The following is a 24,991-nucleotide window of genomic DNA, read 5'->3' on the forward strand; positions in this document are numbered from 1 at the left end:
AGCGAGACCCCGGCGAGTGGATGACGCAAAAGGGATTGACTGAGCAAGGCCCGTTACAGAAGGGTGGGCAAAGCGACTTGTCTGCCGTAGCTCAACGAGTGAAGGTGGAAGCGTGCCCACCATCACGAGCGGTGCGCCAGCTCCTTGAGCACTTCAAAGTCTCGCCGTGCCGGGATCGAGGCCGAGGCGGATGCGGCCGGAGACGACGTAATTGTTCGGGCTCATCGCCACGTGCTGGCTTGCGGCCTGGATGTCGCGGAGCGCCCGCTCCAGCGGGCAGGATTCGAAGATTGAGATCGCGCCTGCCTCCGCCGCGAGCAGATGGACGATGCGCGATGCGCTCTCCGCCGCATTCGTGCATGCCGTGCGATAAGCGGCGCGTGCGCTCGTCGATGGTTCGCCACGCTCGGCGTCCGCCATGAGGTCCGTGATCGCGTCGGCAAGGAAGGCCCGCGCCGACCTGTACAGCGTTTCGGCTCGCCCGACGCTGGCCTGCACCGTTTCGCGGTCGCGAAGCACGGCGGAGCTGCCGCTGCGGGATCTGCTTTCGGCGAGGGTGACGAAGGTCTCGATGGCGCCACGGGCGATCCCGAGCGGGACGGCCGCGATCGTCCAGGGAAACAGGGTTGCGGGCGGCAGGCGGAACATGAGGCCGGGCTGTGATGGACTTGGCTCCAGAAAGCTGTGCGTGTGCGCGGCAGGCACGAACACATCCCGCGCCTGGAAGTGACAGCTTCCGGTGCCGCGCAGACCCGATACCTGCCAGGTGTCGTCAAGTTCGACGGCCTCGCGGTCCATGTAGCAACACAAGAGCCGGCTTTCGCCATTCGTCTTGTCAGCGGCAAGACCCATGAACAGCGTCGCTCCGTGGGCGCCGCTGCCGAAGGGCCAGCGCCCGGAGACGCGGTAGCCGCCATCTGACGGCAGCGCTTCGCCGATGGCGCCGGTCGCGCTCGCGATGAAGGCGCCAGGATTGGAAAACCAGCGGCGCGCGGTCGGCTCGGGGACGTAGCCGCCGATCCGGCTCATGCCTGCGCCATTGCCGACGATCCAGCCGAGCGAGCCATCCAGCGTCGCGACTTGCTCGACCACCGCCATGAATTCGAGCGGCGACAATTCCGGCCCGCCCAATGCCTTGGGAAGCCACAGCCGGAACAGCCCGGCGGAAGCGAGTGCCGCGAACATCGCCGAAGAGAGCCGGCGGTCGCGATCGAACTGCTCGCGTAACTCGGCGACACCAGGAGCAAGGGCGGCAATGGCCTCCAGATAGTGCGCGATGACAGGAGAATGATCGATCCGCATGCTTGGGTCCGATTGATGAGGGCGGCGGCCATAATGCTCTCACGGCACTTTAGTCGCGGCAAAATCGAATATCTCAGTCGCTGGATGAATTGGATTCATCTAGACTGCGGGCATGAGAAAGCTTCCGCCGCTGGGATCCCTTCGCGCCTTCGAGGCCGCCGCCAGACGCCTGAGCTTCAGGGACGCGGCGGCCGAGCTCGGCGTCACGCCGACCGCCATCAGCCATCAGATCAGGATTCTCGAGGAGATCTGCGGACGGCCGCTGTTTCGCCGGCGCCCGCGACCGCTGGCGCTGACGGATGCGGGCGAGCGGCTATTTCCGGTGATCCGGAACGGCTTTGATACATTCGCGTCCGTGGTCACCGCGGTGTCGGCGAAGACCGCCAGGACCACGTTGCGCGTGACCAGTCCGAACGCGTTTGCGAGCCGCTGGCTGGTGCCGCGCCTGCCGCGATGGCGCAAGCTGTATCCGCAGATTCGGCTGGAGATCATCGGCACTGACGCCGTGCTCAATCTGCGCGCCGGAGATGCCGATCTCGCGATCCGCTACGCTCGGACGATGCCGACCGATCTGGCTGCGCGGGAAATCTTCCGCGACAGTTTCTTCCCGGTCTGCAGCCCGGCGCTATTGAGCGAAGGCGGCCCGGCGATCACGCGCGCCGCCGACCTCCTTCACTATCCACTGATCCATTACGACTGGCTGAACGGGGATCGCGAGGCGCCGAGCTGGTCGCGATGGCTCGCCGTCGCTCGCTCCGTCGATCCGGATATCCCTGCCGCGACCGAGCATTGGGACCTCAGCTTCCGCGAGGAGATCCACGCCATCGATGCGGTCGCAGCGGGACAGGGGATCGCGATCTGCAGCGACGTCGTGGTGAGCCATGAGATCGAAAGCGGCGCGCTGGTGAAGGCGCACGATCTGGCGCTGCCCGGCTACGGCTTCTACGTCGTCCACGTCCCGGACCACCCGCGGCAAGCCAGCATCGAAGCGTTTGCAGCGTGGATGCGGTCGGTGGCGTAGAAGGACTTATGCCTGTTATGACTTTTCTGTAACTTGCGCCAATGGACACTTGTGAATTAGGCAAGTTGCGATTGCTTCCAACGTCGTCCGCAATCGACTCAACCGCTTCCGCAATCGGCGCAGCGTCGTCTTGATCGGCGGCAATTTCTCCCACAACAATCGACGCATCGGCATTTCTGTCTTTATGACGGATTCGGACAATTCACATATCGAAGGCGCCATTCAGATGTTGCTCTGGGCCATCGAGGAGATTCAGAAGACTGGCAACAACAAGGCCGAACGCCACGCGCGCTCGGCGTTGAAGCATTTGCGGGCGGGCGCGCCGCCAAACGAACTGACATCTCGCCGACGTCCTTGACGATAACCGGAGAAAGTAAGGTCAGAAAATGACGGTCCGCGCGGCACCGCTGCGTCGTCGCCGCTAGAGACCAAGGCGTTGTTGACTATCATGAGTTCACCACTACAACCCTCGGTCGTCGCTACAATTTGGGAATGGGCCTCATGTCGACCTCAGCCCTGGAAGAACGAATCCGTCGGGTGATGTCGGACTTGCGCGAGGAGACCACCATTCCGGGCCAGTATGGTTCGCCCTCTCCAGTAGATCAAAGAATGGCGCAAACTTGCACACCGGCTCTGAGCGCAGGAGTGATCGATAACTTCGAGGTGGCGTGGGCAAGCGGCTTCGGCACGCTCGCCGCGGCGGCCGACCCCGCAACAGCGAATACGCCCTTCCAGTCGGGTTCGATCAGCAAGCCGGTGTTCGCGCTCGCCGTGATGAAGCTGGCCGAGACCTGGGACCGTAGATCTCGACGTCGACGTCAACGACTACCTCAAATCGTGGCACTTGCCTGGCAAAGACGGATGGCAACCACGCATCACGCTGCGGCAGTTGTTGAGCCACACCGCCGGCACCACCGTGCACGGATTTCCGGGTTATCCGGCTTCGGGGCCATGGCCCACGGTACCTGAAAGCCTGCGCGGCATTCCGCCGGCGAACACTCAGCCGGTCGTGGTCGATATTCTTCCTGGTTCGCAATTCCGCTACTCGGGTGGCGGGACGACGATTGCCCAGCAGGTCGTCGTCGACGTGACGGGAACGCCGTTTCCGGAACTCATGCGCGAGCTCATTCTCGATCCGCTTGGAATGAAGGATAGCGGCTACGAACAGCCCGCGCGTTCCGTTTTCGTCAAACGAGCGGCCAGGGGGCACCCTTTGAACGGCACCGAGATAGAGGGAGGCTATCACGTCTATCCCGAGATGGCAGCGGCGGAACTCTGGACCTCTGCCGCCGATCTTGCGCTGCTCGGCGCGGAGGTCATGCGCGCGTTGCGCGGTGACGCTTCGAAACTCGCGCTCGCGCCGGAGACGGTGAGCAGCATGCTTCGGCCTCAGCTTCCGGACCAGGAGATAGGGCAGGAGTTCGTCGGGCTAGGTTGGTTTTGCGCAGGTAAAGAGCAGAATTTTCGATTTTTCCACGACGGCTGGAACCATGGGTATGTGGCCTCAATGCTGATGCTGCCCACAATTGGCAAAGGCGCGGTCGTAATGCTGAATTCCAATCAGGGCTGGATGTTGCGAGGCGAGGTTACGGCTGCCGTAGGCCGTGAATACGGCTGGCCTGCGCTCAAAGATATTCCGGAGATCAGCGATATCGTACCAAACGTAGCGTATCCCGGAACCTATGAGAGCGTGAACGGCAAGATCATGGTGGCACGTGACGGCAACCGCCTTCTCGTCGAGTTCGCGCATCAGCAGGCGCTTCCGGTGTATCCTGCGGCCGCCGGGGAATTCTTCGCAACAGCGATTGACCTGCGATTGCGATTTGCCGGCGGCGATCAGGCAAGACCGTCCGAGCTGACGGTTGTCAATGGTAACAAGACGGCGTCGTTCAAGCGCACCGACTGAAGTCATTGTCGTCCGGGTGGCCGCAACGCGAACATTCCGTCGTCAGTTCTGATATCGCCATCGCTGTTTCGAAAGCCACTAGCCGACCTTCGCTTGATCAGTTTCCGCTTCGGCGCAGATCCACTCCTTGAACGCCACGATTTCCGGGTCGCCGTCGGCGCCGGGACGATGGACAACATAGTAGGCAAGCTCACAGTTGAGTGCTTCGCCGAAAGGACGAACAAGGCGGCCCGTCTCCAAATCCAGGGCGACCAGTGTCGTCCGACCCAGGGCAACGCCACTTCCATTCATCGCCGCCTGGTAGGCTGCTGCTGAATCATTGATCTGCAGCCCACGGTCGCAGTTGATGTCCGGAAAGCCTGCTGCTTGCAGCCATGTCCGCCATGTCGGGAATGCATTTTCAAACGCCATCGAACGATCATGGATAAGCGTGTGATGCTTCAGGTCTTCAGGGCGTCGTAGCGGGTGCGGCCCTTCGAGCAACGCTGGACTGCAGACCGGAAAAAATGCGTCGCGCAACAGGAAGGTCGATTTGAGGCCTGGCCAGTGACCACTGCCGTAACGAATGCCGAGACTCATTCTCTCTGCCGCGAAATCAACGAGCCGGCCGCTGGTATCGATGCGCAGATCATACAAGGGATGATCGGCCGCAAAACGCTCGACGCGCCGCAGTAGCCACTTGTCCGCAAAGGCTGGCGGCACGGTGATATTGATCGTGACGATCCCGCGCGATGCTTTCAAACGTTCAAAGGCCGCGGTCAGGTGATCGAATCCGGCTTGAAGCTCGGGTAGCGCAGCTTGCGCGGCTTCGGTCAAAACAAGTCGTGCGGGGCCAGCCTGAGAGCGGTGAAAAAGTTCGACTCCGACAACCGCTTCGAGGGTCCGCACGAGGCTTCCCACCGCCGCTGGCGTCACGTTGAGTTCGTCTGCCGCCGCAACGTAGCTGAGGTGCCGGGCAGCCGCCTCGAAGGCGCGGAGTGCGTTCAAGTGGTTGGGAGCCCGCATAAATCTCCGAACAAGTTTTTCTCTGCCGCCCGCACAGATCATCTCTGTTGCGGCAGCGAGGGTCAACGATCATGTTTGCTGACAACGGAACGCGCGCTCCGGTCACAAACCCAAAACCTTTGGACCAGGAGAGAATCATGAAACTATCGAACAAGATCGCCCTTGTTACCGGCGGAACCTCTGGCATCGGCCTCGAAGCGGCAAGGTTGTTTCGGGACGAAGGAGCTACCGTGATCATCGTCGGGCAGAATCCTGCCCGGTTGCAGTCGGCGGCAAGTCAGCTCGGGGACGGCGTTGTCGCGTTGCGCGGCGACGTGAGCAAGCCGGCAGAGATTGAAAATATCGTTCGTCAGATCGGCGAGACGTTCGGCCGTATCGACGTGCTGTTCGCGAACGCCGGCATGGGCATAGCGGCCCCGCTGGAAGCCGTCACGGAAGATCAGGTCGACACGCAGTTCAACGTGAACTTCAAGGGCGTCTTCTTCACCGTTCAGACGGTCGCTCCACTGCTGGCCAAGGGTGGAAGCATTATCATGACGACGTCGTTCCTGAACGAAGTTGGCTCACCGGGCCTTTCCATTTTGGCGGCCACGAAAGCGGCAGTGCGTTCGCTGGTGCGGTCGTTGGGCGCAGAGCTTGCGCCACGTGGCATCCGCGTGAATGCCATAAGCCCGGGTCCGATCAGCACTCCGTTTCATGGCAAGCTCGGGCTTTCCGAGAAGCAACTCAATGAAGCGGCCGCGACAATTGAGGATGAGATCCCGCTGCATCGTTTCGGTGAAGCGGAGGAAATCGCCAGGGCGGCCCTGTTCCTGGTAAGCGAGGATTCCTCCTTCATGACCGGATCGGAACTGGTTGTCGATGGCGGCATATCGCAGCTTTGACATGCTCGATGCAAGAAGGCGGCGGCTGAGAAATCGGCCGCCGACGCCGTGCTCAATTTGCGCGCTGGAGACGGCCAAGGCTCGCGCGCCATGCACGAGCCTTGGCCGTCGTCTCTTCGACGAAAATATCTTTGCCTGTTCGATAGGCCTCTATGTCGTCTTTTGAAGACGCAGCAAGGGCTCGCTTAACGCTGGCGTAGGCGCGTGCTGCGTCGGGATGTGCGCGAAGATAGTCGCGAAACACCAAACGTGCCTCCCAACGAGGATGGGACGGCTCCATCAAGTGCACATGGTGGGTCCACGGTCCCGGAGGCCCCTTACGGAAGAACAACTCACCGGGGAGCCATGACGCGTATTCCGGTATGTACTTGTAGCCAAGTGCCACAAACGGCTCGATGCAACGTTCCTTTGCCTCTTCAAGGCTAGGTACACCAACCAGCAGGTCAACGATGGGCTTTGATGGGAGACCTGGAACCGCTGTGCTCCCCATATGCTCGATGACCAGGACGAACGAGCCGAGAGCATGCTTGATCCTCATGCACTCCTGTTCGAACAACGCCGGCCAGTTGGGGTCATATTCGGAGACGACAATCGACCCGGCCCCGTATTTCTCCATGTTCGGCCCCCGATTGTGCCTTCATGCCAACATATCACGATGGTAGAGTTCGATGCATCACGACTGGGTCATCCAGCAAGATCCGGTTAGAGCGTGATCCGGAAAAGTGGAAACCGGTTTTCCGAAAAGATCATGCTCAAACAAAGAGATGAGATCATGATCCGATTCCGTCTAATCGGATCATGATCCAGGGTCAGAAGCCGGCGTTATGGCCAACCCAAGCTTGGCCCGCTTTACATCTGGGAGCGGAGCTTGCCAGCTTCAGCGGCCAAATCGGTCACGGGCTGAGCAGCCGACATCGGGTCGGTCTAGCCGTATCGGGGTGAGTCAAATAAGCTGGTCGCCGATCTCGATGGACGCGGACAGGCATTTCAACCGGGACATGGCATGGCAAATCGGTTCATCACGACGCAATCCACCGTGGAGACGCGGCGCTGGGGGAGGTCCGCCATTGTGGCGCTCGTGGCGATGGCGGCGCTGACCGCCGACGCCGCGGCGAGACAGGCGCGCCCCGCGCCGCCCACCGAGGCGACAGCGCCGCGCGATGCGGGCGAGCCGATCATGGCGATCGTGTCGATCAAGTCCCAGCAGGTCACTTTCTACGACGCCGAGGGCTGGATCCTGCGCGCGCCGGTGTCGACCGGCACCAAGGGTCGCGAGACGCCTGCCGGCATCTTCGCCGTCATCGAGAAGGACAAGGACCACCACTCGACCCTTTACGACGATGCCTGGATGCCGAACATGCAGCGCATCACCTGGAACGGCATCGCGCTGCACGGCGGCCCGCTGCCCGGGTATGCGGCCTCGCACGGCTGCGTGCGGATGCCCTACGACTTTGCGGAGAATTTGTTCGACAAGACGCGGATCGGCATGCGGGTGATCATCTCGCCGAACGACGCGGAGCCGGTCGAGTTTTCCCACCCGGCGCTGTTCGTGCCCAGCGCGGCGGCCATCGCGGCTGCGCCGGCGCGGGCCGAGACGCTTGCCCGCGAGGCGGACGAGGCTGCCAGGACAGCCGACCAGGCGAAGAAAGCCGCCGCGACAGCGGCGCGCGAGACAGCATCGCTCACGGCGTCGCTGCGCAAGCTGGAGGGGCTCAAGACTCGCGCCGACGCCGAGCTCGCAGCCGCCGACAAGAAGCTTGCCGCCGCAAATACGGACCAGGCCAAGGCGCAGGCCAGTGAGCAGAAGGAGAAGGCCGCCAATAAGGCCGCGGAAGCGGGGACGCAGCTCGACGCCGCCAAGGCCGACGCGACGTCGAAGCTTGCCGCCGTCGCCGCCGCAAAGGACGCCGCCAAAGCGGCCCAGACCAGGAAGATCGACACCGCCAAGGCGGCGAGCGAAGCGAAGCTCGCGCTCGAGCCGGTCTCCGTCTACATCAGCCGCGCGACGCAGAAGCTTTACGTGCGGCGCAACACTCACAAGGAGTGGCCAGACGGAGGCGAGGTGTTCGATGCGACCATTGAGGTTCCGGTCACGATCCGCGATCCCGACAAGCAGATCGGCACGCATGTGTTCACGGCGATGGCGCGCAACGACGCGGGCCTGCGCTGGACCGCGGTCACGATCGACAGCGGGGACGACGCCAAGCACGCGCTCGACCGCATCACCATCCCGCAGGATGTGCTCGATCGCATCGCGCCGACGGCATTGCCGCGATCCTCGATCATCGTCTCGGATGAGCCGCTGAGCCGCGAGACCAACTATCGCACCGAGTTCGTCGCGGTGCTGAACAACCAGCCCCAGGGCGGCTTCAAGATGCGCCGGCCTACGGTCGTCAACGTCCCGGTTGCGAGCGGCAACGACTGGGGCAACAACAACGGCTTCGGCTTCTTTTTCCAGCCCAATTGGAACCCCCAACCTGGCAATACACGCCCGCGCGCCGGCCAATACTATCAACCGATGCAACCGCGCTGGTGGTAAGACGCGGCCCGCCGCACGCAGGCCGCCTAGAGCGTTTTCGAGCGAAGTGGAGAACTTACGAGTTCAGCGGCGGGAGCGCACTCCGCAATGTCGAGCTTGAAATCCCCATCAGTCCCGTGAAGGGGTCATCCAGCTCCAAAACCAGAAAGATCGCGCCGGCAAACGACAGCGCGCATACAAACAGCGCGATCGTGACGACGATATTCGCTCGCACGAACAGGGTGGCGCTCACAAAGATCGCGCTCAGCCAAAATACCATGATGATCAGAAAAGGCGTCGGAATTGAACTTCCGGCCTGCGTAAACAACCGCAGTCGCATCTGCGCGCCTTCCGTGAAAGCCGCAATGGCGCGAGTCTGCAGGGAACGTTGCATATCGTTGTTCGGCGATAGCCGTTCGAGTTCATCATAGAATGTCCATGCCTCGACGCTGGACTCGAAGCGCGTGGGTTTCCCGTTTGAGTTCGCTTGCTCGTGCCAAATGCGATCAGCCATCGGCGGTATGCTCTGCCGCAGGAGCATTCGGACAGGGGTTGCTTCCGATCCATATTGCGTAACCAGATCGTCCAGAAGGATGATCGTTGCGGTCAACTGCCGGACCTGGCTTGCCTTCTGGTCGAACGTGGTTTTTGCGGATGCGATCAACAGACCCAGTACGAGTGCGGTCAGTGTGCCAATCAGGCCCGCGGTCAGCTTTACGACGTCCTTGGAGTCCGACTGCAGGTGATGTTCCGACAACAACGGCCGAACCGCCATCCCAGCCAAGGCGCCGCCAAATATCAGCGCGAACACAAGCAACGAAATCAATAGGTTCGTCATATTTTCGAATGCTCCACCATGTCGGTGAACATGCGGGTCCTAGCTCCGATTGTTCGGGCTCATCCAAAGACCCGTTCTTGAGACCAAGTTCAAGCAGAACCGGACGGGGCGCGTCTCAGCGCGAATGAGGGGGGCTCGCGATCGCCATGAGCATTGTGGGTGAGATGCGGTGGACGGGGTGTCACGACTGACGAGCGTGGCGCTCACGGACGGCTAAGTCATGCGGTCCTGTCATCCCGTCTCAGGGCGGGTCCCAATAGGCTCTGGTTCAAACCGATGATGTCCGCTTGTCCTGAGTAGCGAAGCAAAAGCGGCTGGGCCGCTAAATGGCGATGCCTGGCTACGCCACCGCTGCTTCACGAGCTCTCATCAACCGCGATCTACAGGCGGCTTGAAAAGCCAGTCGATGTTCCATTGCAAAGGAGCGGAACGAAGTCGGCATGTCGGTTGCGCGCGGGCAAGGTTAAGTTCGCTCGGTTGGGCGGTTGCGAGCGTCCTCTCCATCGCGAGATCGAATGGGGTTGGAATAGAAGCTGCGATGCCGGCCCGAATGGGCTGGCCCAGGGATATCGCCGCAATCGTGATTATCGCTACAGATACCAGTGCTACAAGCACATCGGTCATGATGCGCGTCGAAAAGTACTTCGTCATGGCTTGAGCCCTCACGGCCGATAGAAGCGCATGCTCGCAATTTAGTTCGTATGCAAATGGCATATGAATGGGAGTTCACCGCGCGGAGCGGGTCATCCATTAGTAGTATGGCAGCGACCAACTATGTAGCAGTGATCCAGACCTAAGGAGCCAATCCGTTCAGCCTCCTGTCGCTCGGAAATGGATGCGGCCACCGGATCGCGTTTGACGATCTCCGCTTGGCTCCGGACTCAGCCCATCGTTTTATCGGTGCGCGAGCACCGTCTGGAGCTATCAGATCCGAATTGCTTGGCGCTTCGTTCGGCTAATTTGTGAACTACGTCACATATCCGACTTCCGATCAAATGTAAGGTTTGGGGAAGGGCGCAGGCTGAATTCGATCGACATCGCCAACGCATCGAGCGCCAACGGCATTCGGGATGGCGGTCCGTTCGCAATGGAGGGGGCATGGGCGATTCATCGGAAGCAAGGCGGCTCGTCGACGCCATCATCGCCAATTTGCCGGAGCCTTGCCCCGGGCAAAGGCCGGTGCACACGATCGGCGTGGGCGTGGACGGCTATTTCATGGCTTCGGACGTGGCGCGCAACTATTGCATCGCAGAGCACTTCAAGGGACAGCGCATTCGCGTGTCGGTGAGGTTCTCCAACGGACAAGGGGGGCCGAAGCAGCATGATGGATGGTCCGATGTTCGGGGAATGGCGACACGTTTCCACCTGCAGGATGGGACGGCAGCCGACCTGATCGCTACGACGCTCGCCGAATTTTTCGCCCGCAATGTTGAGGATTTTTTCGAGTTCACCAAGGTCGCGAGGCCGCAGCCGGTTCAAAGAGAATCCCCGTGGCGGAAGATTCTCGACATGCTGCAGCTCAAGGAGCCTGCTCACGACCCGTACCCAAAGCAAACCACGAGTGACGGTGCGGGAATACTCAGTTACGCAAATCAACACCGGTTCGCCCAGTTGGCAGTGTTCGAAGCCGGGGTGATCGGCGCTCCGGTGAGCTATGCCCGCGCGGCCTATCACGCCATCCATACCTTCATGGTGGAAGATCCCCATGGAGTACGTCGTCCCGTTCGCTTTTCCTGGCAGCCGGTTGCAGGCGTCCGTACCACCGATCCCACTGCCACGCCGGTTGATAAATATCTGCGCCATGAACTTGAAGAGCGCCTGCGGCGGTGGCCGGCCCGGTTCATGCTGATGATGACAATCGGCGAAGCGGGCGACGCGCTCGACGATCCCACAAAGCCTTGGCCGGCCAGGCGAGTCCGGGTCGTCATGGGCACCCTTACGCTCACCAATCTCGCCAAGGATCAGGTCGCGGACGGCGAACGCATCAGTTTTAATCCCTGGCGTCTCGTACCTGGCATCGAGCCCTCCGGGGATCCGATCCTCCACGCCCGCCGGTGCGCTTATGAAGTCTCGCGTGAAATGCGCGACGGGTGTCCCTTCAGGTGGAGTTAAGCTGGTGCCAAGTGCGGAAGGATGGTTCGATCGGTTTGTGAACGGGTTGCCCGAGACGCGCATATTCCAGCGCTTGGCGTCGTGGGTCCTGGTGCCTTACTGGGCGTGGCGCACGCCGGTGAAGCCGCTGCCCGGTGGTCCCCACCAATCAATTCAGCCTGGCGACAATCTCCAGTGCATGATGAACCTGATCATGCCGCTCAAGGAGAAGTCGCCGATCGGTCGAGCGAAGGCAGCGCTGGCGATCGCGCAAAACAAGGATGCGATATATGCCGGATTGGACAATGTCGGCACGGTGCACTTTGCGCGCTTCGTCATCGTCGGCGACAATATTTGCATGTTCTCCGTCTACGACGGAGACTTCACCAACTACATTCGTGACTTCATCGCCACGATCGGCAGCGTGTTCAACGCCGTGGTCGAACTTGTCGAAGGAGGGGAGGCCGTGATTCCCTGCGAGCATAATGTCGAGGCGTTCATCCAATGGGTGCACGAGCGCGACCTGTACCAGGTGCCGGACACGGCCACCGATCTTCTGAGAGACCAGGAAGCTTTGAACGGCGACAAGGCCGCATCCGGCAATGACGATCTGCGCCTGCTTCCGCGCAAGGTGGTGCTCCAGCTCCGCGCCAACGCGAACGTTTCGCTCGGCAGCGGCTACCGGGCCTATCCCGGATTTTCGGCGGCTCAGGTCCGCAACCAACTGGGGATAGGCTGGTGAGCGCAGCATTCGACGCCGCTGATATACAGGGCAATATTTTGCGTGGCTATCGCAAGCCTCGCGTGCGGTACCTCATTCTTGAAGTCGCCGATCGCATCGCGGCCCGGCGCTGGCTCGCCGCCTCGACGTCGGGCCGCGGCGACGATGTTCCGCAGATCACGACCGGGAATTGGGGGAGAACCAAGCCGGACACCTGTTTCAACATTGGCCTGACCTACGAGGGACTGCGCGCCCTCGGCACGCCGAATTCTTCCCTTGAAATGTTCCCCAACGAATTCATCGAGGGCATGAACGCCCGCGCCTTGAAGCTTGGCGATGTCGGGCCGAATGCGCCGGAAACCTGGCCAACCCCCTTCGACGCCCCCAAGCGGATCCATCTCATCGCCACGATCTACGCCGACGAGGTCGCGCAATTGAACCAAGTCCAGCAGCGCGCCCTCTCCGACGGAAAAGCCTTCAGGCTGCTCGGCGCTCTCGAGGGGTGCGCCTTCCCCAAGGACGTCGTTCACTTCGGGTATCGCGACAACATCATGCAACCGAGATTCGCGGAGGTTCACGACGGACAACGCTATGAAGACGGACAACCCAAGGCGCCGCTCGGCACCGTGTTGCTGGGACATCCGACCAACTTCGAAGGTTTGACGTGGCGGGTGCCTCAACCCGAAGCATTGGGACACAACGGCACCTTCAATGCCTTTCGCGTGCTGGAACAGGATGTGGTCGGCTTCGAGGAGTATCTCGACCGAGCCGCAAGCGATTTGATCAAGCATCCGCAGGTCGACGAGTTGCTGCCACCGGGTGCTGAAGCGAAAATCGGCCAAGCCTTGTCAATCGAAGGCCTGTCGCGTCATGCGGCGTTGCGCGAGGTCGTCGCCGCCCATTTGTGCGGCCGGTGGCGCGATGGCACGCCGATGGCACTGTCCCCGGATGCGCCTGATCCCAAAGTGGATCAGGCGAATTTTGACTACGTTGGCGACTCCCGCTGCCCCTACGGAGCCCATATCCGGCGGTGCAACCCGCGGGGCGGCCAGATCGTGCAACGGGTGGCGAACAACAGTCGGCGTCTTGTTCGGCGCGGGATGCCTTATGGACCACTCTATGATCCGCAGAAGCCTCGTGATCCGAGCAAACCCGAACCGCAACGGGGCCTGCTCGGCAACTTCATTGGGGCGAGTCTCGGCGCACAGTTCGAGGCCATGTCCTGTGATTGGCTGAATCTTGGCTTGCAGGACCCACGCATCACCGGCTCCAACGATCCGATCACAGGCGCCAACGATCCTGGCACCAGTTGGTTCGACCTGCCGCTCAAATCCGGCACGACGATCCGCCTGCGGGGGTTGCCGCGGTTCGTCCGGACTCGGGGCGGCGCCTATGCGTTCCTGCCGAGCATCCCGGCGATCCGTTTTCTGGGATCGCTGATGGCGTGACTTGCCCACAGGCGCTTGTGGCGTGCTCCGCTGCAACGGTTGCTCGCTCCACAATACCTCGCTGTGGTTATCGATCCCTGCTTTCGCAGGGACGACATCGATGTGAGATTCGAGGGAATCGTAGGATGGGTAGAGCGAAAGCGAAACCCATCATCGCGCGGCTTGCTCCGAAGCTGATGGGTTACCCATTCCACGGCACCGCCCTTGCCGACGGGCCGCTCAGCCCTTGCGGAGAAACACGTAGTCCGCGGAATAGGGCGCGCTGTGGGTCGCGCCGGCCTTGTCGCAGGGGCCTTCGAGAATGCCACCCGCGGTGTTGATCCGCTGCACCGTCGTGACACCGGACAACGTGCCGCTGCCGCGCCGTGAGATCACATCAAGCTTGAGCCAGGGAATGTCGTTCGGTGTCGCGCCGGGCGCATTGCTGGAAGTCCGGCCGAGTACGACGCTGCCGTCGACATGCTCCCAGTTCGGTCCGGCATAGTGGCGGCCGACGGTCTTGCCGTCGGCCATCAGCGTTGCGATCGGTTCACGAAAGGCCCAGGCCAGCTTGCCTTCGAGGCCAGCCTTGCATTCGTAGACCTGCGCGCCTTCGGCGTGAACGCTGAGCACGATCGCTTCTCCCGGTGCAGCGATAGCCTCGGGAAGGGGGTCTGCGACGCAAGCTTCCGTCGCGGAACCCATTACCAGAAGGGCGATCGTGGCTGTCCTAAGCGACGGCATAAGATCCCCTTATTGGAGCGGCGCTTGCCAAATTCCGTCATTGCGAGGAGCAAAGCGACGAAGCAATCCATGGTGCCGCAGGGGGTAGATGGATTGCTTCGCTACGCTCGCAATGACGGGCGATAGAGCTTCGCGAGTGGAAGGCGGCTTAGGCCGCCATCGCCTTGGTGAGGTTCTCGGCGACCTTGTCGAGGAAGCCGGTCGTGGACAGCCAGCGCTGGTCGGCGCCGACGAGGAGCGCGAGGTCCTTGGTCATGTAGCCGTCCTCGACCGTCTGGACGCAGACCTTCTCCAAGGTGTCGGCGAACTTCGCGAGCTCGGGGTTGTTGTCGAGCTTGGCGCGGTGGGCGAGGCCCCGCGTCCAGGCGAAGATCGAGGCGATCGAGTTGGTCGAGGTCTCCTTGCCCTTCTGGTGCTCGCGGTAGTGCCGGGTCACGGTGCCGTGGGCGGCCTCGGCTTCCACAGTCTTGCCGTCGGGGGTGAGCAGCACCGAGGTCATCAGGCCGAGCGAGCCATAGCCTTGCGCCACGGTGTCGGACTGGACGTCGCCGTCATAGTTCTTGCAGGCCCAGACATAGCCGCCGGACCATTTCAGCGCCGAGGCCACCATGTCGTCGATCAGGCGGTGCTCGTAGGTCAGGCCCTTGGCGTCGAACTCCTTCTTGAATTCGCGGTCGAAGACATCCTGGAAGATGTCCTTGAAGCGGCCGTCATAGACCTTGAGGATGGTGTTTTTGGTCGAGAGGTAGACCGGATAGTTCCGCATCAGGCCGTAGTTGAAGGAGGCGCGGGCGAAGTCGATGATGGAGTCGTCGAGGTTGTACATCTGCATCGCGACGCCGGAGCCGGGCGCCTTGAACACCTCTTTCTCGATCACGGTGCCGTCCTCGCCGACGAACTTCATCGACAGCGTGCCCTTGCCCGGGAATTTGATGTCGGTGGCGCGGTACTGGTCGCCATAGGCGTGGCGGCCGATGATGATCGGCTTGGTCCAGCCGGGAACCAGGCGCGGCACGTTCTTGCAGATGATCGGCTCGCGGAAGATCACGCCGCCCAGGATGTTGCGGATGGTGCCGTTCGGCGACTTCCACATCTCCTTGAGGCCGAACTCCTTCACCCGGGCTTCATCCGGGGTGATGGTCGCGCATTTGACGCCGACGCCGACCTTCTTGATCGCTTCCGCCGCATCGATCGTGACCTTGTCGTTGGTCTTGTCGCGGTACTCCATCCCCAGGTCGAAATACATCAGGTTGATATCAAGGAACGGGTGGATCAGCTTGTCCTTGATGTACTGCCAGATGATCCGGGTCATCTCGTCGCCATCGAGTTCGACGACGGGGTTGGTCACCTTGATTTTTGCCATGGGAATAGGGCCTCTTGGGGGAACAGCACGCTTTGGGGCGCGACTAGCGGATTATCCTCGGGGCTATAGCACCGGGAACGCGCCGGCGGAAGCCAAGGGGTTATGCAGTTTCGGCTCATCTTTTAGCCGAGAATGCCGCCGCTATGTCTCATGCTTCAGGCGGCAGCGGAAGAGTGGAAGTGGGGTTGCGACGCTTCGCATCTCAGGTTTCGGATGAAGATTCAAGAACAGCCGTAAAGCCATTATTCCGCTTGAGAAATTTGCGCCCACGGGGCAATCCGGGCGTAGCAGGAAACTTGGCACTCTGATTCAACTCCTTCAGGACCTGAATCAGATTGTTCAGAGATTGAATCAGGAAGCGAAGTTTTAAGATGTCCGGCACCGACAAGACCAAGACCGGCCACGACCTCAGGGGGCCCGTGGTGATCCTGGTCGAACCGCAGCTTGGCGAGAACATCGGGATGGCTGCGCGCGCGATGGGCAATTTCGCGCTGTCTCGGCTCCGGCTGGTCAATCCGCGCGACGGCTGGCCGAACATCGCCGCGCAGCGCGCCGCAGCGGGCGCCGACCACATTCTCGACCATGTGGAGCTGTTCGACACCGTCACCGAGGCTGTCGCCGATCTCGACCTGTTGTTCGCCACCACCGCCCGCGCCCATGACCAGGCCAAGCCGGTGGTCGGGCCGGAAGCGGCCGCGCGCGAGATCGTGGCGTATGTCGCCGCCGGCGGCGGGGCCGGCATCCTGTTCGGCCGCGAGCGCGCCGGACTGACCAACGAGGAGGTCGCGCTCGCCGACCGCATCGTCACCTTCCCGGTCAATCCCGGCTTTGCCTCGCTGAACCTCGCTCAGGCGGTGCTGCTGATGGGCTATGAGTGGTTCAAGCTTTCGACCGCGGGCGTGCTGCCGTTTGCGATGCCTGAGCGATCCGAGCGCGCCTCCCAGCACCAGGTTCAGGCGTTCTTCGACAATCTGGTCGCCGAGCTCGACAAGGTCGAGTTCCTGCGGCCGCGCGAGAAGCGCGACACCATGCTGGTCAACCTGCGCAACATCTTCACCCGGATGGAGCCGACCAAGCAGGACATGCATACCCTGCACGGTGTGATCATGGCGATCGCCGAGGGACGCAAGGGGCCGGCCAAGGGCGGCGTGCTCGACGGCGAGCAGGCGACCCGGCTGCGGGCGCTCCTCGCCGAGCAGGGGCAGGGCGGCGGCGCCTCCGCCGATGCCAGCAGCACGGTGCGCGGACTGGCGCGGCTCCTCCGGCGCAACCCGACCGATGCGGAGCGCATCCTGTGGCAGGCGCTGACCAAGGATCGCCGCTTTGCCGGCCTGTTCAAGCGCCAGACCCCGGTGGGGCGTCATATCCCCGATTTCGTCTCCTTCATCCACCGGATCGCGATCGAGCTGGAAAACCCTGACGAGAGCGAGACCATCGTGGCCGACCGGGCCAAGCGACGGGAATGGCTGGAGGAGCGGGACTATCGCGTGCTCAACCTGCGCGCGGCCGAAGTCGAGCGCGATCTGGCCGGCGAACTGGACCGGCTCGCATCGAACCTGCCAGCCCGGCGAGACGCTCCGTAGCCCGGGTGGCGCGCCAGCGTAACCCGGGGCCGCTCGCAAGAGTCGACGCAGAAGTCCCGGGTTGCGCTGCGCTCCACCCGGGCTACGAGACCCTTCAAATTCTAGGCCGCCATCCCGGCGGCCTTGGCCGCGCTGCTGTGTTGGAGCCGCTGCAGGGCCGCGAGGTTGATCTCGAAGGAAGCGAGGCAGCAGCGGGACTTGCCGGTGGATTTCGCTTCATAGAGCGCGGTATCGGCGGCCGAGAGCAGCTCCTCGGCCTCGGTGCCGTGCTCCGGCGACATCGCAACGCCGACGCTGACGCCGACCTGGACGCAAATCTCCTCGCCTAGCCGATAGGACATCGCGACCTCATCGATGATCCGATGTCCGATGGCGAGCGCCTGCTCTGCGGTGATGCTGTCGGCCAGCACGACGAATTCGTCGCCGCCCATGCGCGCGATGACGGCGCTATTGGGCAGGGCGCGACGGAGCCGGTCGGCGACCAGCTGGAGCACCTTGTCGCCGGCCGCATGCCCGAAGGTGTCGTTGATCGGCTTGAAATTGTCGAGATCGAAGAACAGCACGGCAAAGGAGCCGTCGTCGCGACTGGAGGCTTCCAGCTTCCTGTTGAGAGCATCGACGATACCGGCGCGATTCCACAGCCCCGTGAGCGCATCGTGGTGGGCCATGTGGCCGTTCTCGCGCTCGGCGCGCATCGTCGCGATCAGCATCCTGTTGAGCCGGAAGGCCGCGTCCGTCATCGCCGCGAGATAGAGCGGCACCTGCAGGAACACGAGGTAAAGCAGCGGCTCGCCGGCAAGCGCGGCGCCGGGGACGATCGGGCCGAGGGCGAACAGGATCATCGTCCCGGCCAATCGCGGTGCGCTGAAATTGCGGAAGCAGATGCCGCCGACCATCGCCGCCGCCGACAGGCAGGCGAGCAGTGCGACGACCCGGTCGCCGCTGGCGAGGCTGACGGCCACGCCGAATCCGACGCTGGCGCTCCAGGCGACCGCGAGCAGCACATGCAGGTCGGTCGGGGTCCGGCGCCGGCCACGCGCCCGGCGATGGGCGACGACCAATACCGAAAGGCGGGCGAGGCAAATCGCGACTTCGAGGATGAACCAGGCGATGAACAATGCGGTCGGTTGCCGGATCGCGATCACGCCTGCCACCGCCATCGTGTTGACCGCGCCGGCCGCAAACACCGGTAGCGAGCCGTGGAGGTCGGCGATCAGCGCCGCGCGGATATCCTCAGGCGCGCCGGGACCGGCGTCGGCCAGCCAGCGCGTCACGCCCCAGCGCGGCCGGCTGTAAGGTCCCTTGTCGGACTTCATTGCAGAGCACCCCTGTCTTCCCGGGGTACAACAACACCGCGCCCGCCTAACAGGCTTTTAGGGTGCGCCCCGATCTCTTGCCGTGCTTGACGGGGGGTAAACCGGTCGCCGCCGCCCAGCAATTCCGAGCGCCTTGATCCGCGAGGCCAGCGTGGTCGGCTTCATGTCGAGCATTTCGGCGGCACCGCCGGGGCCGAACACCTTGCCGGCGCAGACTTCGAGCGCCGCGACGATGTTGGCGCGCTCGTGATCGCGCAGCTCCGTTGCCGTCATTACCGCGGGACGCGCGTCGGCCTTGGCGCGGGTCGAGCCCGGCGAGGCCTGGTTGCCGGGCGCATCGGGCAGGTCGATGCGCAGCCGGCCGTTCTGGGCGAGGATCGCCGCGCGTTCGATCACGTTCTGCAATTCGCGGACATTGCCCGGCCAGTCGTAGCGGGCAAGGCGCCTGGCGTCGCCCTCCGACAGGCGCAGATCGGATCTCGGCGCCTTGCTTTCGCTGCTCAGGAAATGCTGCGCCAAGAGCGGGATGTCTTCGCGCCGCTCGCGCAAGGGCACCGATTCGATCGGAAACACGTTGAGACGGAAATAGAGATCCTCGCGAAACCGGCCGCGCTGCACCTCCTGCTTGAGGTCGCGGTTGGTGGCGGCGATCAGCCGCACATCCACGGTGCGGGTGCGCTCTTCGCCGACCCGCTCGAAATTGCCTTCCTGCAGTACGCGCAGCAGCTTGCCCTGCAGCTCCAGCGGGATTTCGCCGACCTCGTCGAGAAACAGCGTGCCGCCGTCGGCCAGCTCGAACCGGCCGATGCGGTCGCGCGTCGCGCCCGTGAAGGCGCCGCGGACATGGCCGAAGAATTCGCTCTCGAACAATTCGCGCGGGATCGCGGCGCAGTTGACGCGGATCAGCGGCCGGTCGGAGCGGCTGCTCGCTTCGTGGATGGCGCGCGCGATCAATTCCTTGCCGGTGCCGGACTCGCCTGTGATCATCACCGCCGCCGACGTCGGCGCCACCAGCTTGACCTGGCGCAGCGTCTTCTGGATCGCCTCGCTCTGGCCGATGATGCCGCGCGGATTGGTCTCGATGCGGATTTCTTCTTGCAGGTAGGCGTTTTCCAGCTCCAGCCGCTCCCGCAGGCGATCGACCTCGGCAAGCGCGGCGTGCAGCTTCTCGTCCGCCTCGCGCCGCTGGCTGACGTCGCGAAACACCACGACGGCGCCGACCACGACGCCGCGGTCGCGGATCGGCGTCGAGGTATATTCGACCCAGACCGGCGAGCCGTCCTTGCGCCAGAACACTTCGCCGTCGACCTGGTGCACGGCGCCGTCGCGGAACGCCGCATAGATCGGGCAATCATGATCGGGATAGTGCCGCCCGTCATGATGGGTGTGGTGGACGACAGGGTGGATCTCCTTGCCGACCAGCTCCTCGGCGGTCCAGCCCAGCATCCGTTCGGCGGCGGGGTTGACGAAGGTGGTCTTTCCTTCCGCGTTGACGCCATAAATGCCTTCGCCGGCGGCGCGCAGGATCAACTGGTTCTCGCGCTCGATGTCCTGGAACACGCGCTCGACCCGCTGCCAGGTGGCAATGCCGCTGCGCATGTGATCCTCGGCGGCGGCATCGACATAGCGCCGGCGGCGCGCGTCGAGGTCGCTCATCGTCAGCAGCATCAGCGTACGCCCGTCATGCGGCACCACGCAGCCGGCATATTCGATCCGAAGATTCTGTCCGGTCGCATGTCGCGGTGTCAGCGCATCGGTCCAGTACGCGCCCTTGTCGAGCACCGCCTGGGTGAAGACGATCAAAGCCGGCAATTGGCCTGCATGCAGCGTGCTCACCTTGGTCTGGCGCAGCAGCGCGCGGTCATAGCCGAGCAGGGAACAGGCGGCGGGGTTGGCGTCGAGGATCACGTCGGCGTCGGGATCGAGCAGCAGCGTCGGCTCGATCGAGCACTCGAAGGCAGCGGCACGCAGGTCCGCATCGTGCGCGCTCGCGGTCGCGCTGAGAGCCAGGTCCATTGTGCAGGTCGCCCCGAAAAATCGTAATTTGATTACGATTTATCGTGTATCACGAATTCTTGTAGTCGCCAATGCGCCGATAAAAGCCTGCGACATCAATGCTATCGGCTCAAAAAAGAGGCTGGCATGGACCTTGCGTAAATCCACGGCAAACGCCGCGCGCAGGAGGTCCGATGTCCATATTCGACAATCTATTCGATCCCGACCGGAATCTCAGCACCGGCTGCAGTTGCGGCCGCCATGTCAGCGAAGCCGAGCACCGGAATGCTGAGCTGGCGCTGCGCTGCGAGCCCGCGGCAAGCGAGGACAAGCGTTACGAGGGCGTGGTCGCCTCAGCCGTAATGCGCGCGGTGTTTCCGCAGGACGCGACCCGGCGGGCATTCCTGAAATCGGTCGGCGCCTCCACGGCGCTCGCGGCGTTGTCGCAGTTCTTCCCGATCAAGACGGCGACCGAGGTGTTCGCGCAAGGCGCTGCGCCCGAGAAGAAGGACCTCAAGGTCGGCTTCATCCCGATCACCTGCGCGACGCCGATCATCATGGCCGCGCCGATGGGCTTCTACGCCAAGCACGGATTGAACGTCGAAGTCATCAAGACCGCCGGTTGGGCTGTCATCCGCGACAAGACCATCAACAAGGAATACGACGCCGCGCACATGCTGTCGCCGATGCCGCTCGCGATCACCATGGCGTCGGCTCCAACCCGCTGCCCTACACGATGCCGGCGGTCGAGAACATCAATGGGCAGGCGATCACGCTTGCGATCAAGCACAAGGACAAGCGCGATCCCAAGGATTGGAAGGGCTTCAAGTTCGCCGTACCCTTCGACTATTCGATGCACAATTACCTGCTGCGTTACTATCTCGCCGAGCACGGCCTCGACCCCGACGTCGATGTGCAGATCCGCGCGGTGCCGCCGCCGGAGATGGTCGCCAATCTCCGCGCCGACAATATCGACGGCTTCCTCGGGCCCGATCCGATGAATCAGCGCGCGGTCTATGACGGCGCCGGCTTCATCCACATCCTGACCAAGGACATCTGGGAGGGTCATCCCTGCTGCGCCTTCGCGGCATCGAAGGAGTTCGTCACCTCGATGCCGAACACCTATGGCGCGCTCCTGAAATCGATCATCGAGGCCACCGCGTTCGCGCACAAGGCCGAGAACCGCAAGCAGATTGCGGAAGCGATCGCGCCGGCGAATTACCTGAACCAGCCGCAGATCGTGCTCGAGCAGATCCTGACGGGCACCTTCGCCGACGGTCTCGGCAACGTCGTCACGCAGCCGGGCCGCGTCGATTTCGATCCGTTCCCCTGGCAGTCCTTCGCGGTCTGGATCATGACGCAGATGAAGCGCTGGGGCCAGATCAAGGGCGACGTCGATTACAAGACGGTCGCCGAGCAGGTCTATCTCGCCACCGACACCGGCAAGCTGATGGCCGAGATCGGGCTGACGCCGCCGACCATCACGTACAAGTCGTTCGCGGTGATGGGCAAGACATTCGATCCCGCCAAGCCCGACGACTATCTCGCAAGCTTCAAGATCAGGAAGGCGTCGTGAGGGCGCTCCCGCATACGGGGAGAGGGAGATGATGAACTCCCTTCGCCTGCGCGCGGCGATCGTCTCGATCGTGCTGTTCGCCGCCTTCATCGGCGTCTGGCATCTTGCGACCCGCAGCACCGGTCCGGCCACCAACATGAGCCCGGAATACGCGAAGCTGATGGGGCTCACCGCCACGCAAGGCAAATCGGCGATGCCGGGTCCGCTCGATGTCGGCGCCAAATTGTGGGAGCACTTGAGGCGCCCGTTCTACGACAACGGGCCGAACGACAAGGGGCTTGGCATCCAGCTCGCTTATTCGATCGGCCGCGTCGGGCTCGGCTATCTGATTGCGGTCCTGGTCGCGATCCCGCTCGGCTTCCTGATCGGCATGTCGCCGTTGATCAGCCGGGCGCTCGACCCGTTCATCCAGGTCTTGAAGCCGATCTCGCCGCTCGCCTGGATGCCGCTCGCGCTCTACATCATCAAGGATTCGTCGATTTCAGCGATCTTCGTGATCTTCATCTGCTCGGTGTGGCCGATGCTGCTCAACACCGCGTTCGGCGTCGCCGGCGTGCGCAAGGAATGGATCAACGTCGCGCGCACGCTCGAAGTCGGCACCGTCAGGCGCGCCTTCACCGTGATCCTGCCGGCCGCGGCGCCGACGATCCTGACGGGCATGCGGATCTCGATCGGCATCGCCTGGCTCGTGATCGTCGCTGCCGAAATGCTCGTCGGCGGCACCGGCATCGGTTATTTCGTCTGGAACGAGTGGAACAACCTCTCGATCACCAATGTCATCATCGCTATCCTCATGATCGGGATCGTCGGCATGCTGCTCGACCAGATCCTCGCGCGCTTCACGCGCATGGTCACGTTTCCGGAGTAGGGCGATGACCGACAAATTCATCTCGATCGAAGGCATCGCGCGGCGTTATCCGGGCGCGGGAGGCGGCACCACCACCGTGTTCGAGGACTTGTGGCTCTCGATGGCGCGCGGCGAATTCGGGTGCGTGATTGGCCATTCCGGCTGCGGCAAGACCACGGTGCTCAACATCCTGGCAGGCCTCGACGAGCCGAGCGAGGGCGCCGTGATCGTCGACGGGCAGGCGATCGAGGGCACAAGCCTCGACCGCGCCGTGATCTTCCAGAGCCACGCGCTGCTTCCCTGGCGCACCGTGCTCGGCAATGTCGCCTACGCCGTCAGCTCGAAATGGCGCAAATGGGACCGCGCGAAGGTCAAGGCGCATGCGCAGAAGTTCATCGATCTCGTCGGTCTCACCGGTTCGGAGCACAAGCGTCCTTCCGAACTGTCGGGCGGCATGAAGCAGCGCGTCGGCATCGCGCGGGCGCTGTCGATCACGCCGAAGATCATGCTGATGGACGAGCCGTTCTCGGCGCTGGACGCGCTGACGCGCGGCACGCTGCAGGACGAGGTGCGGCGCATTTGTCTCGAGACCGGGCAGACCGCGTTCATGATCACCCACGACGTCGACGAGGCTATCTATCTCGCCGACAAGATCTTCCTGATGACCAACGGCCCGGGCGCCGTGCTGGCCGAGATCGTCGAAAATCCGTTGCCCAAGGATCGCGGCCGCATAGATCTGCACCGCCATCCCTATTACTACGCGCTCCGCAACCACATCATCGATTTCCTGGTCAGCCGCAGCAAGAGCTTTGCGGCTGATGCCACCGACCACGACCCGCGCAACGTGCCGACGGTGCGGCCGGGTTTGCCTGAATTGGCGATCGCATCGGACGCCGAGCCGCCAACCGAGACGTCATGGCCGGGCCTGTCCCGGCCATCCACGTCGTCCTGAATCCGATCAACAATTTGGATGCCCGGGACAAGCCGGGGCATGACGAGCAGAAGGAGACCCTGACATGAAACGTTCCGACCTCACCGAAAAGCTGCTCGACATCAAGCGCGAGAAGGGCTGGAGCTGGAAATATATCTGCGAAAAGATCGGCGGCTATTCCGAGGTGCTGATAACAGGCGCGATCCTCGGCCAAATGAAGTTGACCAAGCCGCAGGCCGCGAACGCCGGCGAGTTGTTCGGCCTGTCCAAGTCGGAAATCGCGATGCTGAACGAGACGCCGATGCGCGGGGAGGGCGTGCCGATGCCGCCGACCGATCCCCTGATCTATCGCTTCTACGAGCTCGTGATGGTCAATGGCCCGGCCTGGAAGGCGCTGATCGAGGAGGAATTCGGCGACGGCATCATGTCGGCGATCGACTTCGACATGGTGATGGAGCGCCTGCCGAATCCCAAGGGCGACCGCGTCAAGTTCACGATGTCCGGAAAATTCCTGCCGTACAAATATTACGGCGCCAGCGGCAACGTACCGGAGTACGGGTTCAAAGAGGGATAGACAATACGGCGGTTAACGCGGGATGAAGTGGTGCATCGATTTTTCGCGGCATGGGTTCGTCTTGTTGCAATCCAAGGTCGCTATAGACCGGCGCGTCACTTCAACCGCAAGGGTCCGCCATAATGTCGCCGATGCGCCTTCTTCTCCCGGCAGCTATAGGCCTGCTGTTCCTGATCGCTCCTGCTTTCGCTCAGACGCCGGGGCAGCGGATCGTCGTCGAGCAATCCGGCAGCTCTCCGCGCCAGGAGGGGGCGGTGCGGGTTCAGAGCTCGATCAATTTCTTTATCGCCGGTCCGACCGGAGAGGGGGATGAGGCGTAGAAGCTCCGTGAACGCGCGCGCCGCATCGT

At 62.8% G+C, this 24,991-nt stretch carries 22 protein-coding genes and 2 pseudogenes; 15 read left to right on the forward strand and 9 right to left on the reverse strand.

Annotation, left to right across the window (positions count from 1 at the left end):
* Positions 1-153: 153 nt before the first annotated feature.
* The gene (locus ACZXDY_RS26815; protein ID WP_464347576.1) at positions 154-1,302 is read right to left on the reverse strand and encodes an acyl-CoA dehydrogenase family protein; all 1,149 of its coding nucleotides are present in this window, start codon (positions 1,300-1,302) and stop codon (positions 154-156) included.
* A gap of 112 nt (positions 1,303-1,414) precedes the next feature.
* On the opposite strand from ACZXDY_RS26815, the gene ACZXDY_RS26820 reads away from it, so the two are divergent.
* The 4 genes and pseudogenes from ACZXDY_RS26820 (at position 1,415) to ACZXDY_RS26835 (ending at position 4,229) form a co-directional block, all read left to right on the forward strand.
* Complete coding sequence (locus ACZXDY_RS26820; RefSeq protein ID WP_028166359.1) at positions 1,415-2,323, forward strand: LysR substrate-binding domain-containing protein; 909 nt, start codon at positions 1,415-1,417, stop codon at positions 2,321-2,323.
* Between the two features lie 130 nt (positions 2,324-2,453).
* A complete protein-coding gene (locus tag ACZXDY_RS26825) occupies positions 2,454-2,681 on the forward strand; it encodes a hypothetical protein (RefSeq protein WP_035691221.1) in 228 nt (75 codons plus the stop codon).
* A 251-nt stretch (positions 2,682-2,932) separates the two neighbouring features.
* Positions 2,933-3,100 (forward strand): annotated as a pseudogene (locus tag ACZXDY_RS26830) (serine hydrolase); the annotation flags it as partial.
* Between the two features lie 67 nt (positions 3,101-3,167).
* Positions 3,168-4,229: a serine hydrolase domain-containing protein gene (locus tag ACZXDY_RS26835; RefSeq protein WP_051396992.1), complete on the forward strand. Its 1,062-nt coding sequence runs from the start codon at positions 3,168-3,170 to the stop codon at positions 4,227-4,229.
* Between the two features lie 78 nt (positions 4,230-4,307).
* On the opposite strand, the gene gcvA is transcribed toward ACZXDY_RS26835, so the two are convergent.
* Entirely contained in the window at positions 4,308-5,216 is a 909-nt protein-coding gene (gcvA, locus tag ACZXDY_RS26840; protein ID WP_245287452.1) for a transcriptional regulator GcvA, read from the reverse strand.
* A gap of 89 nt (positions 5,217-5,305) precedes the next feature.
* Here gcvA and ACZXDY_RS26845 point away from each other — a divergent pair, with 89 nt between their 5' ends.
* A complete protein-coding gene (locus tag ACZXDY_RS26845) occupies positions 5,306-6,118 on the forward strand; it encodes an SDR family oxidoreductase (protein WP_464347577.1) in 813 nt (270 codons plus the stop codon).
* Between the two features lie 52 nt (positions 6,119-6,170).
* Here the strand turns inward: ACZXDY_RS26845 and ACZXDY_RS26850 are convergent, their stop codons facing one another.
* On the reverse strand, positions 6,171-6,734 hold the full coding sequence (locus ACZXDY_RS26850; RefSeq protein ID WP_028166362.1) for a GrpB family protein: 564 nt from the start codon (positions 6,732-6,734) through the stop codon (positions 6,171-6,173).
* A gap of 387 nt (positions 6,735-7,121) precedes the next feature.
* Here ACZXDY_RS26850 and ACZXDY_RS26855 point away from each other — a divergent pair, with 387 nt between their 5' ends.
* A complete protein-coding gene (locus ACZXDY_RS26855; RefSeq protein WP_464347578.1) occupies positions 7,122-8,657 on the forward strand; it encodes a L,D-transpeptidase family protein in 1,536 nt (511 codons plus the stop codon).
* A 55-nt stretch (positions 8,658-8,712) separates the two neighbouring features.
* On the opposite strand, the gene ACZXDY_RS26860 is transcribed toward ACZXDY_RS26855, so the two are convergent.
* Together ACZXDY_RS26860 and ACZXDY_RS26865 are read right to left on the reverse strand one after the other, a co-directional pair.
* Entirely contained in the window at positions 8,713-9,474 is a 762-nt protein-coding gene (locus tag ACZXDY_RS26860; RefSeq protein ID WP_464347579.1) for a bestrophin-like domain, read from the reverse strand.
* 369 nt (positions 9,475-9,843) lie between these two features.
* A complete protein-coding gene (locus ACZXDY_RS26865) occupies positions 9,844-10,125 on the reverse strand; it encodes a hypothetical protein (protein WP_155255368.1) in 282 nt (93 codons plus the stop codon).
* Between the two features lie 447 nt (positions 10,126-10,572).
* Between ACZXDY_RS26865 and ACZXDY_RS26870 the strand changes: the two genes are divergently transcribed.
* From ACZXDY_RS26870 to ACZXDY_RS26880, 3 genes are read left to right on the forward strand one after another with little or no spacing between them, the layout of a single operon-like run.
* Positions 10,573-11,586 carry a catalase gene (locus tag ACZXDY_RS26870; protein ID WP_464347580.1) on the forward strand — a complete coding sequence of 338 codons (1,014 nt, stop codon included), beginning with the start codon at positions 10,573-10,575 and terminating at the stop codon, positions 11,584-11,586.
* Between the two features lie 4 nt (positions 11,587-11,590).
* The gene (locus ACZXDY_RS26875; protein ID WP_155255369.1) at positions 11,591-12,307 is read left to right on the forward strand and encodes a hypothetical protein; all 717 of its coding nucleotides are present in this window, start codon (positions 11,591-11,593) and stop codon (positions 12,305-12,307) included.
* Positions 12,304-13,734: a Dyp-type peroxidase gene (locus ACZXDY_RS26880; protein WP_464347581.1), complete on the forward strand. Its 1,431-nt coding sequence runs from the start codon at positions 12,304-12,306 to the stop codon at positions 13,732-13,734. Before ACZXDY_RS26875 ends, ACZXDY_RS26880 begins: the two co-directional genes overlap by 4 nt.
* Positions 13,735-13,953: 219 nt before the next feature.
* On the opposite strand, the gene ACZXDY_RS26885 is transcribed toward ACZXDY_RS26880, so the two are convergent.
* Complete coding sequence (locus ACZXDY_RS26885; protein ID WP_245287455.1) at positions 13,954-14,418, reverse strand: DUF3455 domain-containing protein; 465 nt, start codon at positions 14,416-14,418, stop codon at positions 13,954-13,956.
* A gap of 187 nt (positions 14,419-14,605) precedes the next feature.
* On the reverse strand, positions 14,606-15,820 hold the full coding sequence (locus ACZXDY_RS26890; RefSeq protein WP_028166370.1) for an NADP-dependent isocitrate dehydrogenase: 1,215 nt from the start codon (positions 15,818-15,820) through the stop codon (positions 14,606-14,608).
* Positions 15,821-16,191: 371 nt separating this feature from the next.
* On the opposite strand from ACZXDY_RS26890, the gene ACZXDY_RS26895 reads away from it, so the two are divergent.
* Positions 16,192-17,403: a TrmJ/YjtD family RNA methyltransferase gene (locus ACZXDY_RS26895; RefSeq protein WP_464347582.1), complete on the forward strand. Its 1,212-nt coding sequence runs from the start codon at positions 16,192-16,194 to the stop codon at positions 17,401-17,403.
* A 101-nt stretch (positions 17,404-17,504) separates the two neighbouring features.
* Here ACZXDY_RS26895 and ACZXDY_RS26900 read toward each other — a convergent pair whose 3' ends face one another.
* Both ACZXDY_RS26900 and ACZXDY_RS26905 read right to left on the reverse strand, forming a co-directional pair.
* Positions 17,505-18,719, reverse strand: coding sequence for a diguanylate cyclase (locus ACZXDY_RS26900; RefSeq protein ID WP_464347583.1), 1,215 nt, complete (start codon positions 18,717-18,719; stop codon positions 17,505-17,507).
* Positions 18,720-18,776: 57 nt separating this feature from the next.
* Positions 18,777-20,735 (reverse strand): sigma 54-interacting transcriptional regulator, encoded by a 1,959-nt coding sequence (locus ACZXDY_RS26905; RefSeq protein WP_464347584.1) that lies wholly within the window; start codon positions 20,733-20,735, stop codon positions 18,777-18,779.
* A 173-nt stretch (positions 20,736-20,908) separates the two neighbouring features.
* Between ACZXDY_RS26905 and ACZXDY_RS26910 the strand changes: the two are divergent.
* The 5 genes and pseudogenes from ACZXDY_RS26910 to ACZXDY_RS26930 all read left to right on the forward strand — a co-directional run bounded on the left by ACZXDY_RS26910 (position 20,909) and on the right by ACZXDY_RS26930 (position 24,962).
* Positions 20,909-22,290 (forward strand): annotated as a pseudogene (locus ACZXDY_RS26910) (CmpA/NrtA family ABC transporter substrate-binding protein).
* A gap of 28 nt (positions 22,291-22,318) precedes the next feature.
* Entirely contained in the window at positions 22,319-23,158 is an 840-nt protein-coding gene (gene ntrB, locus ACZXDY_RS26915; protein WP_464347585.1) for a nitrate ABC transporter permease, read from the forward strand.
* A gap of 4 nt (positions 23,159-23,162) precedes the next feature.
* Positions 23,163-24,089, forward strand: a complete 927-nt coding sequence (locus tag ACZXDY_RS26920; RefSeq protein WP_464347586.1) for an ABC transporter ATP-binding protein — start codon at positions 23,163-23,165, stop codon at positions 24,087-24,089.
* 64 nt (positions 24,090-24,153) lie between these two features.
* On the forward strand, positions 24,154-24,642 hold the full coding sequence (cynS, locus tag ACZXDY_RS26925; RefSeq protein WP_208828608.1) for a cyanase: 489 nt from the start codon (positions 24,154-24,156) through the stop codon (positions 24,640-24,642).
* Between the two features lie 131 nt (positions 24,643-24,773).
* Positions 24,774-24,962, forward strand: coding sequence for a hypothetical protein (locus ACZXDY_RS26930; RefSeq protein WP_455998053.1), 189 nt, complete (start codon positions 24,774-24,776; stop codon positions 24,960-24,962).
* The last annotated feature ends 29 nt before the right edge of the window (positions 24,963-24,991 follow it).

It is taken from the genome of Bradyrhizobium sp. LeoB3 (genome assembly GCF_055456055.1).

What these genes read in the sequence shown, in the direction of transcription:
- ACZXDY_RS26815 (WP_464347576.1), bottom strand. Translation starts at nt 1,302, where the DNA reads ATGCGGATCGATCATTCTCCTGTCATCGCGCACTATCTGGAGGCCATT.
- ACZXDY_RS26820 (WP_028166359.1), top strand. Translation starts at nt 1,415, where the DNA reads ATGAGAAAGCTTCCGCCGCTGGGATCCCTTCGCGCCTTCGAGGCCGCC.
- ACZXDY_RS26845 (WP_464347577.1), top strand. Translation starts at nt 5,306, where the DNA reads ATGTTTGCTGACAACGGAACGCGCGCTCCGGTCACAAACCCAAAACCT.
- ACZXDY_RS26850 (WP_028166362.1), bottom strand. Translation starts at nt 6,734, where the DNA reads ATGGAGAAATACGGGGCCGGGTCGATTGTCGTCTCCGAATATGACCCC.
- ACZXDY_RS26855 (WP_464347578.1), top strand. Translation starts at nt 7,122, where the DNA reads ATGGCAAATCGGTTCATCACGACGCAATCCACCGTGGAGACGCGGCGC.
- ACZXDY_RS26860 (WP_464347579.1), bottom strand. Translation starts at nt 9,474, where the DNA reads ATGACGAACCTATTGATTTCGTTGCTTGTGTTCGCGCTGATATTTGGC.
- ACZXDY_RS26865 (WP_155255368.1), bottom strand. Translation starts at nt 10,125, where the DNA reads ATGACGAAGTACTTTTCGACGCGCATCATGACCGATGTGCTTGTAGCA.
- ACZXDY_RS26870 (WP_464347580.1), top strand. Translation starts at nt 10,573, where the DNA reads ATGGGCGATTCATCGGAAGCAAGGCGGCTCGTCGACGCCATCATCGCC.
- ACZXDY_RS26885 (WP_245287455.1), bottom strand. Translation starts at nt 14,418, where the DNA reads ATGGGTTCCGCGACGGAAGCTTGCGTCGCAGACCCCCTTCCCGAGGCT.
- ACZXDY_RS26890 (WP_028166370.1), bottom strand. Translation starts at nt 15,820, where the DNA reads ATGGCAAAAATCAAGGTGACCAACCCCGTCGTCGAACTCGATGGCGAC.
- ACZXDY_RS26895 (WP_464347582.1), top strand. Translation starts at nt 16,192, where the DNA reads ATGTCCGGCACCGACAAGACCAAGACCGGCCACGACCTCAGGGGGCCC.
- ACZXDY_RS26900 (WP_464347583.1), bottom strand. Translation starts at nt 18,719, where the DNA reads ATGAAGTCCGACAAGGGACCTTACAGCCGGCCGCGCTGGGGCGTGACG.
- ACZXDY_RS26905 (WP_464347584.1), bottom strand. Translation starts at nt 20,735, where the DNA reads ATGGACCTGGCTCTCAGCGCGACCGCGAGCGCGCACGATGCGGACCTG.
- ntrB (WP_464347585.1), top strand. Translation starts at nt 22,319, where the DNA reads ATGATGAACTCCCTTCGCCTGCGCGCGGCGATCGTCTCGATCGTGCTG.
- ACZXDY_RS26920 (WP_464347586.1), top strand. Translation starts at nt 23,163, where the DNA reads ATGACCGACAAATTCATCTCGATCGAAGGCATCGCGCGGCGTTATCCG.
- cynS (WP_208828608.1), top strand. Translation starts at nt 24,154, where the DNA reads ATGAAACGTTCCGACCTCACCGAAAAGCTGCTCGACATCAAGCGCGAG.
- ACZXDY_RS26930 (WP_455998053.1), top strand. Translation starts at nt 24,774, where the DNA reads ATGCGCCTTCTTCTCCCGGCAGCTATAGGCCTGCTGTTCCTGATCGCT.